At 40.9% G+C, this 16,992-nt stretch carries 13 protein-coding genes; 9 read left to right on the top strand and 4 right to left on the bottom strand.

Annotation, left to right across the window (positions count from 1 at the left end; genetic code table 11):
- Positions 1-27: 27 nt before the first annotated feature.
- From ACN20O_RS10505 to ACN20O_RS10540, 8 genes are all read left to right on the top strand, one after another.
- Positions 28-1,701: a carbamoyltransferase family protein gene (locus tag ACN20O_RS10505; RefSeq protein ID WP_491633898.1), complete on the top strand. Its 1,674-nt coding sequence runs from the start codon at positions 28-30 to the stop codon at positions 1,699-1,701.
- A complete protein-coding gene (locus ACN20O_RS10510) occupies positions 1,692-3,164 on the top strand; it encodes a hypothetical protein (protein ID WP_491633899.1) in 1,473 nt (490 codons plus the stop codon). Before ACN20O_RS10505 ends, ACN20O_RS10510 begins: the two co-directional genes overlap by 10 nt.
- Positions 3,165-3,297: 133 nt before the next feature.
- Positions 3,298-4,596 (top strand): glycine--tRNA ligase, encoded by a 1,299-nt coding sequence (locus ACN20O_RS10515; protein ID WP_491639283.1) that lies wholly within the window; start codon positions 3,298-3,300, stop codon positions 4,594-4,596.
- A gap of 52 nt (positions 4,597-4,648) precedes the next feature.
- Complete coding sequence (ppdK, locus tag ACN20O_RS10520; RefSeq protein WP_491633900.1) at positions 4,649-7,315, top strand: pyruvate, phosphate dikinase; 2,667 nt, start codon at positions 4,649-4,651, stop codon at positions 7,313-7,315.
- Positions 7,316-7,370: 55 nt separating this feature from the next.
- Positions 7,371-7,916, top strand: a complete 546-nt coding sequence (locus tag ACN20O_RS10525) for a hypothetical protein (protein WP_491633901.1) — start codon at positions 7,371-7,373, stop codon at positions 7,914-7,916.
- A 1-nt stretch (position 7,917) separates the two neighbouring features.
- Positions 7,918-8,280, top strand: a complete 363-nt coding sequence (locus tag ACN20O_RS10530; RefSeq protein WP_491633902.1) for a VOC family protein — start codon at positions 7,918-7,920, stop codon at positions 8,278-8,280.
- Between the two features lie 103 nt (positions 8,281-8,383).
- Positions 8,384-9,295, top strand: a complete 912-nt coding sequence (locus ACN20O_RS10535; protein WP_491633903.1) for a serine hydrolase — start codon at positions 8,384-8,386, stop codon at positions 9,293-9,295.
- The gene (locus tag ACN20O_RS10540) at positions 9,295-9,984 is read left to right on the top strand and encodes an SIMPL domain-containing protein (RefSeq protein WP_491633904.1); all 690 of its coding nucleotides are present in this window, start codon (positions 9,295-9,297) and stop codon (positions 9,982-9,984) included. Before ACN20O_RS10535 ends, ACN20O_RS10540 begins: the two co-directional genes overlap by 1 nt.
- A 36-nt stretch (positions 9,985-10,020) precedes the next feature.
- Here ACN20O_RS10540 and ACN20O_RS10545 read toward each other — a convergent pair whose 3' ends face one another.
- The 4 genes from ACN20O_RS10545 to ACN20O_RS10560 form a co-directional block, all read right to left on the bottom strand.
- A complete protein-coding gene (locus ACN20O_RS10545) occupies positions 10,021-10,557 on the bottom strand; it encodes a hypothetical protein (protein ID WP_491633905.1) in 537 nt (178 codons plus the stop codon).
- A 110-nt stretch (positions 10,558-10,667) separates the two neighbouring features.
- Positions 10,668-11,318, bottom strand: coding sequence for a hypothetical protein (locus ACN20O_RS10550; protein WP_491633906.1), 651 nt, complete (start codon positions 11,316-11,318; stop codon positions 10,668-10,670).
- Between the two features lie 15 nt (positions 11,319-11,333).
- Positions 11,334-13,814, bottom strand: coding sequence for a hypothetical protein (locus ACN20O_RS10555; protein ID WP_491633907.1), 2,481 nt, complete (start codon positions 13,812-13,814; stop codon positions 11,334-11,336).
- A 1-nt stretch (position 13,815) separates the two neighbouring features.
- Positions 13,816-15,435 carry a hypothetical protein gene (locus tag ACN20O_RS10560; protein WP_491633908.1) on the bottom strand — a complete coding sequence of 540 codons (1,620 nt, stop codon included), beginning with the start codon at positions 15,433-15,435 and terminating at the stop codon, positions 13,816-13,818.
- A 107-nt stretch (positions 15,436-15,542) separates the two neighbouring features.
- On the opposite strand from ACN20O_RS10560, the gene ACN20O_RS10565 reads away from it, so the two are divergent.
- On the top strand, positions 15,543-16,991 hold the full coding sequence (locus ACN20O_RS10565; protein ID WP_491633909.1) for a UDP-N-acetylmuramate--L-alanine ligase: 1,449 nt from the start codon (positions 15,543-15,545) through the stop codon (positions 16,989-16,991).
- The last annotated feature ends 1 nt before the right edge of the window (position 16,992 follow it).

The following is a 16,992-nucleotide window of genomic DNA, read 5'->3' on the forward strand; positions in this document are numbered from 1 at the left end:
AATTTACGTATTTAAAAAATAGGAAAAATGAGGCTCATGATTTCGCTGGGGATAATCTGTTATCAGGGACATTCATCATCTGCCGCATTGGTAAAAGATGGCAAGATCTTAGGAGCGGTCTCTGAAGAGCGTTTTAGCCGTAAGAAATTCGACGACGCTTTTCCCGAAAAATCCATTGAGTACCTGACCACAGAACTTGGCATTTCTTTCGAAGAGATTGATCACATTGCCATTGGCTGGTCACCGCGCTTAACCATACTCGGTCAGTTAAAAAGTTTTCACAAAAAATCACTGCGTTACTTTTTGGAAAAAAGAGAAGGCTCACAAGTGCGTTCGCGTTTTGATAAATTTATCCTGATTGCTAATTTGAAAAAAGAGATCAGGAGGCGCTATGGCTACAAAGGAAAAATATCATTTGTCGATCACCATTTAAGCCATGCTGTTTCAGCTTACATTCAGGCCGAAAGAGCTGACGCCATTACTATGGTAGCCGATGGAATGGGGGAGTATGTTTCGACAACGATCTTTGAGTTTACAGGAAACCAAAAGAAAGTTTTATATGAAGACCATTTTCCGCATTCGCTGGGAGTGCTTTACTCAAGTGCCACTCAATTTTTAGGTTTTATTCCTGATAGTGATGAATTTAAAGTTATGGGGCTGGCCGCTTACGCGAAGGAGCAGAGGTTTCATGAGCTTTTTAAAAAACTTTATCAGATTAAAGATCATCACCTGGAACTCAATTTAGAATTTTTTGATATTCATAGGAAAGGAAATCAATTTTTCTCACCAGCTTTTTCTGAGTTATTTAAAGATGTCAGAAGTGAGCAGGATAAAATGGATTTTGCCCAGGCCCTGCAAGATCACTTGAGTTTTATTGTGATTGATATTTTAAAGCATCATCAAAAGCAGTTTCATTCAAAACATTTTACAGCTTCAGGAGGGGTGTTTCTTAATTGCCTCTTGAACCAAAAGATTGCCGACAGCGGGCTTTTTGAAAGTTATACCTTTTTCCCAGTGGCAGATGACAACGGGACAGCTGCAGGGGCCGCTCAATGGGTTCAAATGAAGGCCGGGATAAAAATGCAACAGCTCACGCATTTGTATCTGGGGCCCCTTCATGGCGAGATTTCTCCTTCGCATTTAAAAAAATTGCAACACAAAAAAATTGAAAATATCAATGAAGTGGCAAGATTACTGGCCGATGGAAAAGTCGTGGCCTGGATGCAAGGACAGATGGAGTTTGGGCATCGCTCTCTTGGGAATCGCAGTATTTTAGGCGACCCGAGAAAAAAAGAAATGAAAGACATCATCAACGAAAAAGTAAAATTCAGAGAGCCTTATCGTCCATTTGCACCAAGTTTTCCGGCCGAGAAGCTCCATGATTACTTTCACGCCAGACAAAATCATTTTCCTTTTATGATTGAAACTCTAAAGGCCCGCGAAGTGACTAAACATCTCGCTCCGGCCATTGTCCATGAAGACGGAACTTCAAGAGTTCAAACAGTTTCCGAGAGCGAAAACCCTAAGTTTTATGAGCTTCTGATGGAGTTTTATAAACTCACTGACTGTCCAATTCTCTTAAATACATCATTTAACATTAACGGAATGCCGATCGTTTTAAATGCCGATGATGCCGTTGATTGTTTCCTGAAGACCGAAATGGATTACCTGGTGATTGGAGAGCATTTGCTGTGGAAGTGAGTAAAAAACAGTTAAAGATTTTTTACATCGCGCTGACAGCTGTTTTCATTTCAGTATGGTTTTACATTCAGGTCTGGATGTTGAAATTTACTGATTACCCTTACCAAGATGAGTACCATTCGATTCTTAGGGCACTGGGAAAAAATACATACCCAAGCAACTTGCATGTGAAATTTCTTTCTTTGTTTGCCGAGATTTCAAAGAATTTTTATGACGTCTTTACCTTGAATTTTATTTTGTCAGGTTTCTTTTTGACCGCGATCTTTTTTTTCTACCACCAAAAAAAAGGAATAAGTCTTCCAACAAATATTTTTTTCACTTCCATGCTGGCATTGTGTTCTTTGCATATTGCCCTTTCCCGAAAGATGCATTTTTGGGCGGCCGGTTTTTATTTTCTCATTCTTTTGAGTGCTGATTTTTTTTCCGGGAAAAAACGCGAGTTTTACCTCCTGATCTGCTTTAGTATTCTGGCCTTTTTTAGAATGGAGTTTGCTTTTGCTGCTGCTTGGGCACTGGCTTCTTTAGTTGGAATACCTAAAACAAAAAAACAGGTGCTGTTTTTTGCTATGGCCCTCTTGATTGGATCGGCCCTCGCCATTGGAATCATTTACGAGTACGTCGGTGGAATGAAAGATCTGGTTGCCATCACTTTTGGCACTAACAACCACTCTCAGAATTTTAATCTTTTTGACCGCGCGATGAATGCTTTATCGATTTTTTTCGCCAATATTTACGACTATGGACGGTTTAGCATTTTTACTTTTTTAGTCACTTTCAAGCATTTCTTTTTTACTTTGCTCAATGCTTTCGTCCTGCTTTTTTTCTTCCAAAGGCCTTTGAGGGATAATTTAAGAGGCCTGTGGCAAGAGATTAAAAAGAATCAAATATATTATTTAGCGGCCATGATTCCGCTCCTTGCCCTTCGCAATATAGATTCTTACATCATCATGTTCTATGTTCTGATGTTGAGTCTGATGAGTTTTTTACTCAATACCCGTCCGTCGAGAGTTGGAGTACTGGCCATTTTCCTAGTTCTTCCGGCCTTTTTTGTGGGCCTTCCGGATTACTCGCGCAATTTTGAAGTCAATTTTCCTTCGATCAGGGGTTACAACGGCCTGGTCAATCGGCCTTTTCATGAGTTCGTTCAAAGTTTGCCTAAGAAAACCTACGAAGAGCGATATTATATTCTGTCTTACGAGCGCATGACTGAGGTTTTGGGCCATGAAGGCGTAGAGTTTTTCCTCTATCCGCACTTGGAAGAGGTCTGTAAAGAAAGAACCATTGCTTTTGACGTAGTGCTAATCCAGGATAGCTGGAAGTACGATCCCAATAGAAAAGGCATCGAAAAGTGTGTTGTTCCCGCGATGTCTTCAATGAGAGGGTTTCCTTTTGCTCGTGGATTTCTGCTTTATTTGAGCCCGCGCGCAGAGGAATCTTACCGGGCCTACAAGATGCATCATTAGCCTCTTATTTCTAGAGTCTAAAGCAAAAATTTTAATTACAAAAAGCCCCTTAAAAAGTAATCTTTCGTAAGTCAAATTTTGGAAATTTCATCCTGGAGAATTAGCCGTGTCTAATGAAAGCAATTTAAAATCAATGAGTGATTTAGTGGCCCTATGTAAGCAACGTGGATTTATTTTTCAATCATCAGAAATTTATGGTGGATTGAACTCATGTTGGGATATGGGACCTTACGGAGTTGAGTTAAAAAATAATTTAAAAAATCGTTGGTGGAAATCAATGACTCTTCGTCAGGACGTAGTAGGAGTTGATGCTTCAATTCTTATGCACCCGACAGTTTGGAAAGCTTCAGGACACGTTGATGGTTTCTCTGATCCAATGGTTGACTGTAAAGTTTGTAAAGAAAGATTCAGAGCAGACAATATCGACATGACTAAGCCATGTCCGAAGTGTGGATCAAAAGATTCATACACTGACGTTCGTCAATTCAACTTAATGTTTAAAACTCAGATGGGAGCAATGGAAGACACTGCTTCTATGGTTTATCTTCGTCCGGAAACAGCTCAGGGGATTTTCGTAAACTTCCTGAACGTTCAAACGACCATGAGAAAGAAACTTCCGTTTGGTATTGCTCAAATCGGTAAAGCATTTAGAAATGAAATCACTCCGGGGAACTTCATTTTCAGAACTCGCGAGTTCGAACAAATGGAAATGCAATATTTCGTAAAACCAGGAACGCAAAAAGAGTCGATGGAAGCTTGGAAAGAAATCCGTTGGAAGTGGCACTTGGAAAACGGACTTCGTCCGGAAAGACTAAAGTGGTCACCACACGGTCCGGATTCACTAGCTCACTACGCTGACGCAGCTACAGATATCGAATATGAATTCCCAATGGGATGGGGAGAAATGGAAGGGATCCACTCTCGTACAGACTTCGATTTAAAACAACACCAGGAATACTCTGGTAAAAACATGAACTACGTTGACCAGGTCAACAACGAAAAATATCTTCCATACGTAATCGAAACATCAGTAGGAGCAGACAGATGTCTTCTGGCTATTATGTGTGATGCTTACAGATTGGAAAACGAAGGTGATGCGGACAAGGAAAGATCAGTAATGAAGTTCCATCCGTCTCTTTCTCCGGTTAAAGCAGCAATCCTTCCGCTTTCTAAGAAAGCAGAACTTGAAGAAGTATCGACAAAACTATTTGAAGATATCGGTGGTGTTTATAAATCAGAATACGATGTAGCGGGAACAATCGGAAAACGTTACAGACGTCAGGATGAAATCGGAACTCCGTTCTGTATTACAGTAGACTTCGATACTCTTAACGACCATGCAGTAACAGTTCGCGACCGCGATACAATGGTTCAAGAGAGAATCGCAATCGCTAACGTACAAAATTATTTAAAAGATAAATTTAAGTTTTAATTTTTAGTTTAAGGCCTCAATTGATCGAGGCCTTTTTAACAGAAGGGAAAGTATGACGAAACAATGGGTTTATCTCTTTAGCGCAGAAAAGACCGAAGGGAACAAAGACATGAAGGATCTTCTTGGTGGAAAAGGTGCAAACCTTGCCGAGATGTGTTCTTTAAAACTTGCGGTTCCTCCAGGATTCACAGTTACGACAGAAGCTTGTCTTGACTATGAAAAAAATGAAAAGGCTATTAACCAAGACGTAAAAGCTCAGGTGTTAAAAGCAATCGCAGAAGTTGAAAAACTTACTGGGAAAAAATTCGGTGACAACGCCAATCCACTTCTTTTCTCTGTTCGTTCAGGGGCCCGTGCTTCAATGCCAGGGATGATGGACACAGTTTTAAACCTTGGTCTTAACGATCAGTCGGTTTTAGGTTTAGCAAAGCTTACTAACAACGAAAGATTTGCATGGGACTCTTACAGACGTTTCATTCAAATGTACGCAAACGTTGTTATGGATTTCAATATCTCGCTTCTTGAAGCGACAATGGAAGATTTAAAGGAAGCTCGTGGAGTTCACGACGATACTCAGCTTTCAGCAGCTGATTTAAAAGAACTGGTCACAGTTTTCAAAAAAATCATCCTTGAAGAATCAGGGGAGTCTTTCCCAACTGATCCAATGGAACAATTATGGTTAGCTATAGCAGCAGTATTTAACTCTTGGGGAAATCCAAGAGCAGTTAAATACCGCGAGATTTACGACATTCCTCATAACTGGGGAACAGCTGTAAACGTGCAATCAATGGTATTTGGTAACATGGGAGACGACTGCGCGACTGGTGTATGTTTTACCCGCGACCCATCTACTGGAGAAGCGAAGTTCTTCGGTGAGTACCTAATCAATGCTCAAGGTGAAGATGTTGTAGCAGGGATCAGAACTCCTCAACCAATCAACAACTTCTCTAAAAACGACTCGAACAAAAACTTCAAAACTCTAGAAGAAGCAATGCCTAAAGCATTTGCTGAACTAACTGAAGTTTACAAAAAACTTGAAGGTCACTACAAAGACATGCAGGACATCGAGTTTACAATTGAAAACAAAAAACTTTATATCCTTCAAACGAGAAACGGAAAGAGAACTGCAGCAGCAGGAATCAAGATTGCCGTAGATCTTGTTAGTGAAGGAATCCTGACAAAACCAGAAGCTCTTCTTCGTGTAAACGCAGAAGACTTAAACCAACTTCTTCACCCGCGCTTAGACCCAAAAGCAACTAAGAAAATGATTGCAAAAGGTCTTCCAGCGTCTCCGGGAGCTGGAGCTGGTATTATTGCTTTCTCTTCAGAGCGTGCTCACACACTTGCTGAAGAAGGCAAAAAAGTTATTTTAGTTCGCCAGGAAACTTCACCAGAAGACATCGCTGGTATGGTGGCTTCTCAAGGGATTTTAACAGCTCGTGGAGGGATGACTTCTCACGCGGCGGTAGTTGCCCGCGGAATGGGGAAACCATGTGTAGCTGGTTGTTCTGCACTTATGATCGACTATGCTGCTGGAACGTTAACTGTTGACGGGAAACGCTACAAAGAAGGCGACTCACTGACAATTGATGGTGGGACAGGGGAAGTTATCGAAGGAATCGTTCCAACTATCGACGCAGCTATTACAGCTGACTTCGCGACTTTTATGCAATGGTCTGATGAATATAGAAAACTTGGCGTAAGAACAAATGCTGATACTCCAGAAGATTCAAAAGTAGCAGTGAAGTTCGGTGCAGAAGGTATTGGTCTATGTCGTACAGAGCATATGTTCTTTGAAAAAGACAGAATCCTTGCTGTTCGTGAAATGATTTTCGCAAACACGCTTGAAGACAGAAAAAAAGCACTAGCAAAAATTCTTCCTTTCCAAAGAGAGGACTTTGTCGGGATTTTCTCTGCTCTTGATGGCCTGCCAGTTAACATTCGTTTATTAGACCCACCTCTTCACGAGTTCCTTCCTCATGCAAACGAAGAGAAAAAAGAACTTGCTGATAGTTTAGGTCTTGATATGAAAACGATTGAGCACAGAGGCGAGCAGCTTCACGAGTTCAACCCGATGTTAGGACACAGAGGATGCCGTCTGGGGATTACATTCCCGGAAATTTACCGCATGCAAGTTCAGGCGATTGCTGAAGCAGCAGTGATCTGTACAGAAAAGGGAATGACTGTTCTTCCAGAGATCATGATTCCTCTTGTTGCTGTTGAAGGTGAATTAACAATCCTTAAAGAAGACGCAATTGCTGAAGTTGAGCGCGTATTCAAAGAAAAAGAAAAGAAAGTTAAGTACAAAGTTGGAACAATGATCGAGCTTCCAAGAGCAGCGATCATGGGTGGACAAATTGCTAAGCACGCTGAGTTCTTCTCGTTTGGTACAAACGACTTAACTCAAACGACGTTTGGTCTGTCTCGTGACGACGCAGGTAAGTTTCTTCCTGAATACGTTAATAAGACACTCGTACCAACTGATCCGTTTGTTTCTATCGATCAAGACGGTGTAGGTTTCCTAATGAAACACGCTGTAACTGAAGGAAGAAAAACGAATCCAGATATGCACTTTGGTATCTGTGGAGAGCATGGTGGGGAGCCGAAATCAATTGAGTTCTGTCACAAGATTGGACTTGATTACGTTTCTTGTTCACCTTACCGCGTTCCAATCGCTCGTCTGGCCGCTGCGCAAGCAGCAATCAAGAACACAAAATAGTAAAAATTTAAAAGGCTCGCCACGTGCGGGCCTTTTTGCGTTTTATGGAGGATGAATGAAGAGAATGATTCTTGCCCTTATGCTGGTAGCTTTCTCGGCCAATGCATACGCTGAAAAGTGCGAAGGGTTTAATGCTTGTTCAGAGCTTTTTTCAAGGCTGACAGGAAAGAAACTTTCTATCGACAGCACAATCTCTGATGAGATGACAATGGCAGTTGAAGATGCTGACCTGACAAAAGAAAATGCTGAAAGTGAGTACGCTCTTTACCTGAATAAGAATGTGATTAGTTACTTTAAAAAAAGTGGACAGCTTATTTCTCAGAGAAATGGTGAATTCATTTCAGCTCCGATTTATATCGTGAGCAAAGGAAATATGCCTCAAATGTTCAGTAAGGAAGGGCTGGTGACTTTAGTGTACCACTCGCAAATAGACCCGGATAAATTCTCTGCTAAAACCAGAGGAATGCTTTCTAAGAAAATGCCAAAACCTAAATCAGTTAACAAAGTCATTGCTTATAGAGAAAGTAAAATCTTTGTAGTCAGCGACACTTTTGAAGTGGCCCAAAAAGTCATGGAACAAGTTTTTAAAATGGATAAATAATATGATCACAGGGTACAAAGACATTTATTACAACGTTAAAGACATGAAAAAAGCTGTGACTTTCTATCAAGAAGCATTACAGATGTTTGTTGAAACTGGAGACGAGTATTGGACGAGCATGGTTGTGGGAAACCTTTGCTTAGGACTTCACTGGAATGAAGGTCAAGATGTTCCAAAAACTGTACGCGACGATCACGGGCAGGAAAATGGAGGAACATTAACACTTTCTTCGGACAACATCGAAGAGGACCGCGCGCGCATTGAAAAATATGGCGGGAAAATCCTAAGTGAAAACAAGCAGCCTTGGGGGCACATGCTAGTGTTTGAAGATGTTGACGGGAACATTTTAAAGTTAATGAAGTAATCTTTTTTAACGGCAGAGTGTCCGCAAATTGGATACACTTCCTGCCGTTTTCTCCATTTTGACCATGCCGGTTTTTTAAATCCCTATTAAGATAGACGAGAGTATGAAAGACAAATTAGTAAATTTAGGCCTTGAACTTTTAGATCAGCAGCACTTTGATTCATTAGCTGTTGGCGTGATTGATTTTAAGAATAACTCATTTGAGAGCTTTGAGATCGCTGCCACGAATGTTGTATCGCCAAAGCCGTATTTATATTTTGACCTGGCAAGTTTAACGAAACCTCTGACTAATTCGGCGGTGAGGTTAAAGGAGCCAGGACTTTTTGATGAAAAGAATTCGCTTCTTTTAAATCACATTGCTGGCCTGCCAAGTGGAGGACTTCTCTCTAAAGATACATGGAGAGATGAGCTATGGGCCTACGATATAAAATTGTCTCCGACTTTATACTCTGATTACTCCTCTCTTCGCTGCATGTTGGAGATTGAAAAGAAGTCCGGAAAAAAATTAAAGGAACTATGTTCGTATTACTTTGATCCTGAAATGCTTCACTGGAAAGAGCTTCCAGATGGCGCCTTTTCACCGGAGTATGGAATCAGAAATAAGCGGGTAGTCAGTGGAGAAGTTCATGATAATAATTGCTACAACATTGGTGAGTTTATTTCTCACGCTGGTTTATTTGCGACTGTCGGAGGCCTGTGCCGTTCACTCCTTAATTGGAATAAGACGGTCAAACTAAACGATCAGCTGGCGGAAGCCTTTAAGACACATAAAAATGAAGACCGCTTTATTCTGGGTTTTGACCATGTCATGGACCCGGAAAATACACTGGCAGGAAAGGGCGCGACGACAAAAACTTTTGGGCATTTGGGATTTACTGGGACATCGTTCTGGATCAATCCTGAACAGCAAAAAGGGGCAGTGATCCTGACTAATGCTACTCAAACATACTGGTATGAACGATCGGGACTAACCCATTTAAGAAAAACACTTGGTGAAGCTATCTGGAGGATCTAATGAATTCAGTGTCGAGTTTACTTGTTGCATTTGGAGTTGCTTTAGGCGGATTTTTTATCGGAAACGGGATTATTCAGTTTAAGAAACTAGACCGCGTGGTGGAAGTGAAAGGACTTTCAGAGCGAGTGGTTGATGCCAATGAGGCGAGATGGTCACTGACTTACAATGTGGCTTCAGACAATATGAGTGATCTCAATAAGAAGATTAGCGACACTCAGAAGACAACATTAGCTTTTTTAGAAGCAGAGGGTTTTACAAAAGAAGAAATCATTAAAGACGCTGGGAATATCACTGATAAAGAAGCGCAAGAGTACGGTGAGAGAAAAGGCGCACGTTTTGTGGCCCGTGGTGGATTTGTGGTGACGAGTACAAAAATTGATAAACTAGTTGCCGCCAGCCAGAAGACAGATGAACTTTTAAGTAAAGGTGTCGCTCTCTCTGGAAGCCGAGTGAGCTATTACTTCACAGCTTTAAATGATATCAAACCTCAGATGCTGGAAGAAGCAACTAAAAATGCCAGAGCGGCAGCTCAGAGTTTTGCGGCCAATGCAGGAGCAAAGGTCGGAGACATTAAAAATGCGTCTCAAGGACTTTTTTCAATTGGGTCGCCGATTAATGATTATGATGCTGATTCGTCGCTGAAGAAAAAGGTGAGAGTGGTCAGTCAGGTCATTTTCTATTTAGATTAAAAAATAAAAAGGGGCCCGAAAGGCCCCTTTTTTATTTTATTGTTCTAGTTTTTTTACTTCGGCAAGAGAAAGTGATTTAATAACGATTCCGTTGTATTCACCGTTATCATCAGTTTGAGCGTCAGCTGACTCGCCGATTGTAACCATATAAGAAACATCGAAGAATCTTCCTGTTCCATCACTTGTGAAACCAACAAAGAACGTGTATCCAGCACCAGCTGAAGCCCATCCACCTCTTCCAAAAGATGTTCTTACTTCTTTTGTGATTGTCACTTCACCACATCCATCGATCCAAGAGTTATCCGGAGTGCTTTCAGAGTCACACATATCATTTTCAATTTTTTTTGCGATTTTATAAAGTGGAGAAGCAGGGTCTTTTAAAAGTTCACTGATAAATCTTTCATTTTCTTGAGCATCAACATAACCAGCGGCCTGTGCTCCATCAGTCTCTTCAGTTTTAATGGTAACAGTGGCTTCAGTTGCACTGATTTTTTTGTATGTGCGTGTTTCAGTGTCTGCAAATAAGTTGTTTGATAGAGTAAGAACTAATAGTCCAAGAACGAATGCCTTCATAAAGACTCCTAATAAGTTTTATTTGTGCCGGCATTATAGAGAGGCTTAGAAAAAAAGGGGAAAAAGGTGGTTTTAGCTGTAAAAATTACAGAATTTGGATGGCTTAATGATTATTTGTAGGAAGGGATTTTTGTGATTTGCTGACCTTCAATGCGCTCTTTAGTTCCCTTTATAGGACGGTGAAAGATCATTTGAATAGAGTCAGGAAGAACTGTTTGTGATAAACCGGCCGGCACGCGGGTGCTGCCCATATTGATTGTACGCTCGTCGATTTCAGTTTTTACGATGAAAGGCATTTTGCCTGCATGTGATCGGTTCCAAACCGCCATGGTTCTTTCTCCTGTAGTAGGAGTGGCCATAAATTCAGTTTGCTCAGGACCAATATACCTGTAGGCATTTCTTAAAAAAGAGTAACTGCCTTCCAGGTCTGGATGGACAAAAAGTTTGTAATATTTTGTTCCACTCACCACAAGGAAAAGTTGGCCGGTGATTTTTGTTTCAAAATCAGAAGAATACAAGATCTTGGTGTCTTCTTCCTGGATAAGGTAGTAAGCCAGAGGGAATTTAACTGGCTTTTTATTCGTTAAGGATTCACGTTCAAGTAGTGTGCGCACTTCTTGTGGAAGGGCGTCCAGGGCCGTCAGCTCAGTTACGTGTGCCTTCACCAAATATTTTGATGATTGGGTTGAGATCGTGACATTGTTGTCACAACTTACAACCAAGGCACACAATAATAAGGCCGTACGACCGTAGGAAAACATAGAGCTCCCCGAAAACTATAAGATCTTCATTAACCTCGACATCGCTTCCATACAAGTTCCGCCAACATCAAGGCCTTTAACTGCGGGGACAGCTCCTTTGCCTTGGTAGAAAGCTTCCAGAGCGTTTTCCGTCTGGCTTGTAGGTAGAAAATCTAATGTTACGTTACCGTTATAAGTGACATTCTTGTAAAGACCGGCATTTTTAAAACCTGAAAGTGAATAAATCTTCACCAGGAAGTCCGGGTCTGTTTTTTCAGGAACTTTTAACCAGACCATGCCTGGGTCATCAATGGCCGTTTTAACGTCAATGACTGCAAAAGCTTTCATCTTGTCTAAGAAGGCCTGATTTTCTTTCAGTGCTTCTTTCATGACTTTTTCACTTTGTGGGCTTTTTGCTTTAAAAGTCACGGCCAATTTATCTTCTTTAGGGTTCCATGTTCCTTCAACCAATGACTTTGAGAAGGCCACTTCAAATTCACCCGCTTCTGGGTAACTCTTTTTCATTTCATGAATCACTTCACCAATCTTCACTAAGCGATCAAGCAGGAAGCTGTCAGTGAAAGAAGCTTTTTTCTCAGCAAAGGCCAGGATCTCCTGTTGAGTCAGGTTCTTGTTTCTTTTTAAGCTAGAGTAAACGTAGTAACGGAAGGCCGGAGTTTTCTTTTCCAGTGTTCTTAAAACTAAATTTTTAATTCCTTCCAGTTGTGTTGGAGGAGTGTACTTTGTTGCTGCCGGGATTCCTTTTGAATCTCTTTCAAAAAGTTTTGCTAGAAGTTTATTTTGAGAATTCTTTCTCTTAGAGCTCGTCGCGTGTGCAAGAGTTTCAGTCTCACTTCCTAAAATATCAGAGATAAGAAGAAAGATTTCCAGGTTGTCTTTTGGACCATTGAAAATTCTTCTCAGGTAAGACGTTTCAACTTCAACAAACTCAGATCTCGCCTGAGCTTTTGCCAGCCACGCATGGCTTTCTTCAAAAGGAGATCCTACATGTTCAACTGTACCACCATACTTAGCCCCTTCGATTTTCATTGGCTGAGACATCATCTGTAAAGAGGCTTCACCATCTCTTACTTTTGCCGGAGAAACCAGGTCTCCAACTTTGTATTCTTTATTAGCGAAAGCACCAGCAGTACCCATGTATGTTACATTTGTGTGCCCTGTATTTTTTAGGGCCTGGGCGATAGGAATAACTTCATCTCCCCAAACGTTAGAAACAACACGCCAGCGGACAGGTTTTCCATCATTTCCTTCAAAAACGTAGTCACACATTTCAATAGTAAAGTTGTCATAGTTATAAAGTTTGAATTTACCTGGAAGCATTGAAGGATTTTTTGTAAATTCCGGCTCAAAGAGGGCATAAGTGTCTTCGATAATCTTTTTGTCTTTAAAGATCGCTTCGTGTCCACCAACACTGTTCATCATCATAAAGAATTTTTCGCGCTCTTTTGTTCCGAGAGATTCGACTTTCTTTTCAAAAGCAGCACGGTTACTTTGGTAGTAGTTCTTCAGCGCTCCCATTTTCCAGAAAATGTTGAACTTTCCATCGATAGATTCTTTTTGCCCGATGATAACACGGTCAGCTTTTGGAAGCAGGCGAAGTTGCATAGCATGTTCTTCTGCTTTGGCCGCGTGGAATTTTTTTATATCACCTTTAACGATAACTTTGCTGTTTAATTTTCCACCAGAGAAATTAGAAAGAGAGATCTGGTGAGTTAAGTGGTCAAGACGATCTTGTCCACCAATGTTAGTGATCGCATAACGATAAGTTTTTTCACCCGGGTATTGGATGATGTAAATCTTATTGTAGTTTTTAGCAAAAGGTTTTACTTCATAAAGAAGCTCACCATTTTTGTCTTTTAACTCTTTTAAAAACTCGCGGCTGTCTCCAAGGTGGAATTCGATAGGGCGGTTATTCTCGTTAGCTTCCCAGAAGATCGCTCTGGTTGTTCTGTTTGAAATGTAGTGACCTGAATCTAAAGTCATATCCTCAGGTGTCAGGATTTCTGGATTTAATACAGTCCCAGTATTGATATCTGTGCTCGTGCTCGGCATTGTCAGCGCAATGTCTAGTTTACTTGGTGCCAGGTTGAAAGCTTCATTAAGTTTAGTCTTAAAGAAGTTGTAGCCCCACTTTAATTGAGTTTGAGTCACTCCATCAGTAAGCTTCTCATCTTTTAGTAAGTCCCAGATGATCTTATCGTAGTTGTTAGCGTCTTTAAGCGCTTCAGTATCCAGGTTCATTTTCATAATGTCCTGAACATCGACACTGCGAAGATATTTAATGATTGGCTCCGGGATTTTTCCTTCCTGGGCCACAGAGTATTCATTCAAATAGTATTTGAACTTATCCACAGAAAGGTAGTAAGCAATTTCTTCAACACTTGAGGCAGGTAGACGTTCAACTGAAGGAGTTGACATACCTGGTTTTCCAAACTGCACAGTCGAGCAGCTGGTGATGAAGAGAGAGAGAATCAGAAGTAGTGATGTAAGTTTCATATCAATTCGCCATCCAGAAAAGTTCGATGAGGTCCTTGCAGTTCATATCTCCCTTGGGAGAGATGGGCGGCTTCGGGTCACCTTTCGTTAAAAATTTTTTATAAAAAGACAGATTGGAAGCGGCTGGGCTTTTCCCCTGAACTGCAACCATCTCGTCATATTCACTTTTAAAGAAATCGTAAGTATTCTTTCTGATTTTAAGTAGAATCTCTTTCTTCTTAGCTTCACCATATTCACTGGCAATCAGTTTTTCCAATTGAGAGTTTAAGTGCTCCTGTCGGGCATATCTCATATTATCCGGAAGAAGATTGATATCTGCGATTCCTACAAGTTCATCGGGAAAAGTTGTAAGCGGAACCAGGTATTCAATCTCGCTGTCGAAACTTGAAGCGTAGTTAAAACTTAAAAGTCTTGGGTCAAACAGATAGGCCGAAACTCTTTCTCCTCCAAAGTTTTCCGCCACCCCAAATTTTGGAGTGTAAGAAAGGAATGGGCTTCCTTTTGGATCTTCAGAATGACGCTTAAACATGGTGCTAATTCTGGCTACCTGAGCGTACTCATCACTGCCGTCAGTTGTTGTTGCAATAAATTTTCCGTTCATGGCCTCAAGAGAGCGGAGTCTTCTGTTCCACGACCCTTGGTTTTTTACCATCCCCGAAGACATTACAAAGGCCTTGTTCAGTGTTATGGCCTCTTTTTCAGTAAGTTCTTTTCCTTTAACAAGGCCGCGGTGAATGTAGTCTTCATCAAGCCCGCGATAGATTAAAACTCTTTGCTCAAGGGGGACTGGCTTTTCGATGACATCAATATAGGTTTCCCAGAAGTTCTTTTCAAAGGGGGCCATCTCTTCCCATGGAAGATATTTTTTTAAGACAGCGGCAGCACCCGCTCGGTCATTTTTAGCAATGAGAGTTCTGAATTGTTTTCCTTCTGGAGCTTTATCAAGAGCATCCAGGAGACTTTTTCTCTCGGTCTTGTCTTTTGCTCTTTGAACTTTTAGCGCCTTGATCTCTGAAGCGATTTCACTTCTTTGGGCTTTTACGCCTTTGGCAGCTTTTTTATATTCATCACTATCAAAGACGGTGTTGTCGACCCCGTAGATATAATGTTGTTCAGAGTCGCGCAGTTTTAAAAAATTATCAATTGCAATAGGGTCACCTTGTCTGGCGTTGTAATACATTTCAAAAACAGCTTGTTTCGTATCGAGCTTTCCAGTAATCAGAACCTTGCTCAGAAAATCCATTAATGAATAACTGGCGACATCGTCTTGAAGTGCGCCTGGAGCGTGATAGATTCTGTAGACGAGTTGAGACGTTTTTGGATCAATGTCAAATTCGAGGTGAAACGCTTCGCCTTTTGGCAGAGACTTACTGGCGATAAATTCAGAGCGTGCTGTCTCTGTCTTTTTATTTGGGTAGTGACCACCTATGCCCATGTTATCTGAAAGAACTTTTTCAATTGTTTCTTTGTGATTTATTTTTCCCTTCACTGTTGCGGGAAAAGAAAAGGCATTGTGAAAATATTCACTATCGGCTTGAGCAGGTGAGCGCTCAGTAAAACTTGAACATCCTGCTTGAATAAGCAGTATGCTTAACATGAATATTGATAACAAGTTTTTCATAAGAGTATCCAAAACCTCAGTGTTTCTTCGGTAACATTTGGCTTATGTTTTAGGGTTAAATATGTTAAGATACAGGTAGAATTCACCATTAGTTGACAGGAAGACTCATGAATTTAGCAAACAAACTTGACTTTAGTGCTCTAAGAAAACTGCAAAAAGATATTAAGCGAGTGTTTTTTTACAGAGTGTGCGGAACCGGAATGGGAGCTGCAGCTTGTTTGTTAAAGGAAAAAGGATATGACGTTGAAGGTGGGGATATTAATTTTTATCCACCGATGAGCACATATCTTGAGTCAACTGGTATTCCATTACATAAGCTTGATAAAATTACTCAAGAATTTTTAAAATCTTTTGACCTGATCGTTGTTGGGAACGTTGTCCCAAACGGCGGACCTGATGCGCGCATGATTGAAGAGCTTGGAGTGAAGTTTTCATCTTTTCCAACGGCGATTGGTGCACTTGTTTTAAGTGACGTAAATGTTATCGGGATTGCCGGGACTCACGGCAAGACAACAACAACATATTTAGCGACACAGGTTTTTGAAAACTTAAATGCTCTTCCGGGATATTTAATCGGTGGAGTTATGGAAGGACGCCCTTCTTCAAAGCTTGGAAGCGGGAAGTACTTCTTCATTGAATCAGATGAATACGATTCAGCTTACTTTGAAAAAATCTCTAAATTCAGATCATACTCGCTGGACAATTTGATTTTAACTTCGCTTGAATTTGACCATGCAGATATCTTTAACTCAGTTGAAGAAATCAAAGATCAATTTAGAGCAGCGATCCCTCATATTGAAAAGAAGTTCATCATCACGTCTGATTATGTGGCGGCCAATGAACTTTTCTCAGAATTCAGCAACGGAGACAAAAGCCGCTGGATGAAATACGGAGAAAACTCTGAAGTAGGACCAAAGATCTTATCGGCCGATCCTTCAGGAACAACTTTCCAGTTAAAACTTAATAAAGAAGAATACACTTTCCAGACAAACCTAATTGGAAAGCATAACGTTTTAAACCTTGCTGCTGTTATCATTTACGCGCTTACAGAAGGTTTTACTAAAGAAGAAATTGCCAATGCCATCAAAGACCTGCAAATGGTTAAACGTCGTCAGGAAGTTCGCGGAGTTTACAAAGGCGCTCTAGTGATCGATGACTTTGCTCACCACCCACGTGCAGTAGAATTGACTCTTGATGGAATCATCACAAAGTACCCTGGAAAAAACATTCACGTTATTATGGAGCCGAATTCGGCGACAGCAAGAAGTGCCATTTTCCAGAAAGAGTTTGAAGAATCTCTAAGACGAGCAGCTTCGGTTATTTTCACTAAACCAACAAGACCAACAAGTGTAAAAAATGTTGGTGACCTGGACATTTATAAAATCGTTGAAGAAGTTAAAAAATCGGGAAGGCCTGGAAGTGTTGTCGGGACTCTCGATGAATTGATGACTGAGATTGAAAAAATCACCGGGCCACAAAACGTCGTACTTATTTTAAGTAACGGAACTTGTCTGGGCCTTTGGGAGTCTGACTTCGTTAAAAATCTTTCTAAATAAG

The sequence above is a fragment of the Bacteriovorax sp. As-1 genome, from assembly GCF_058446905.1.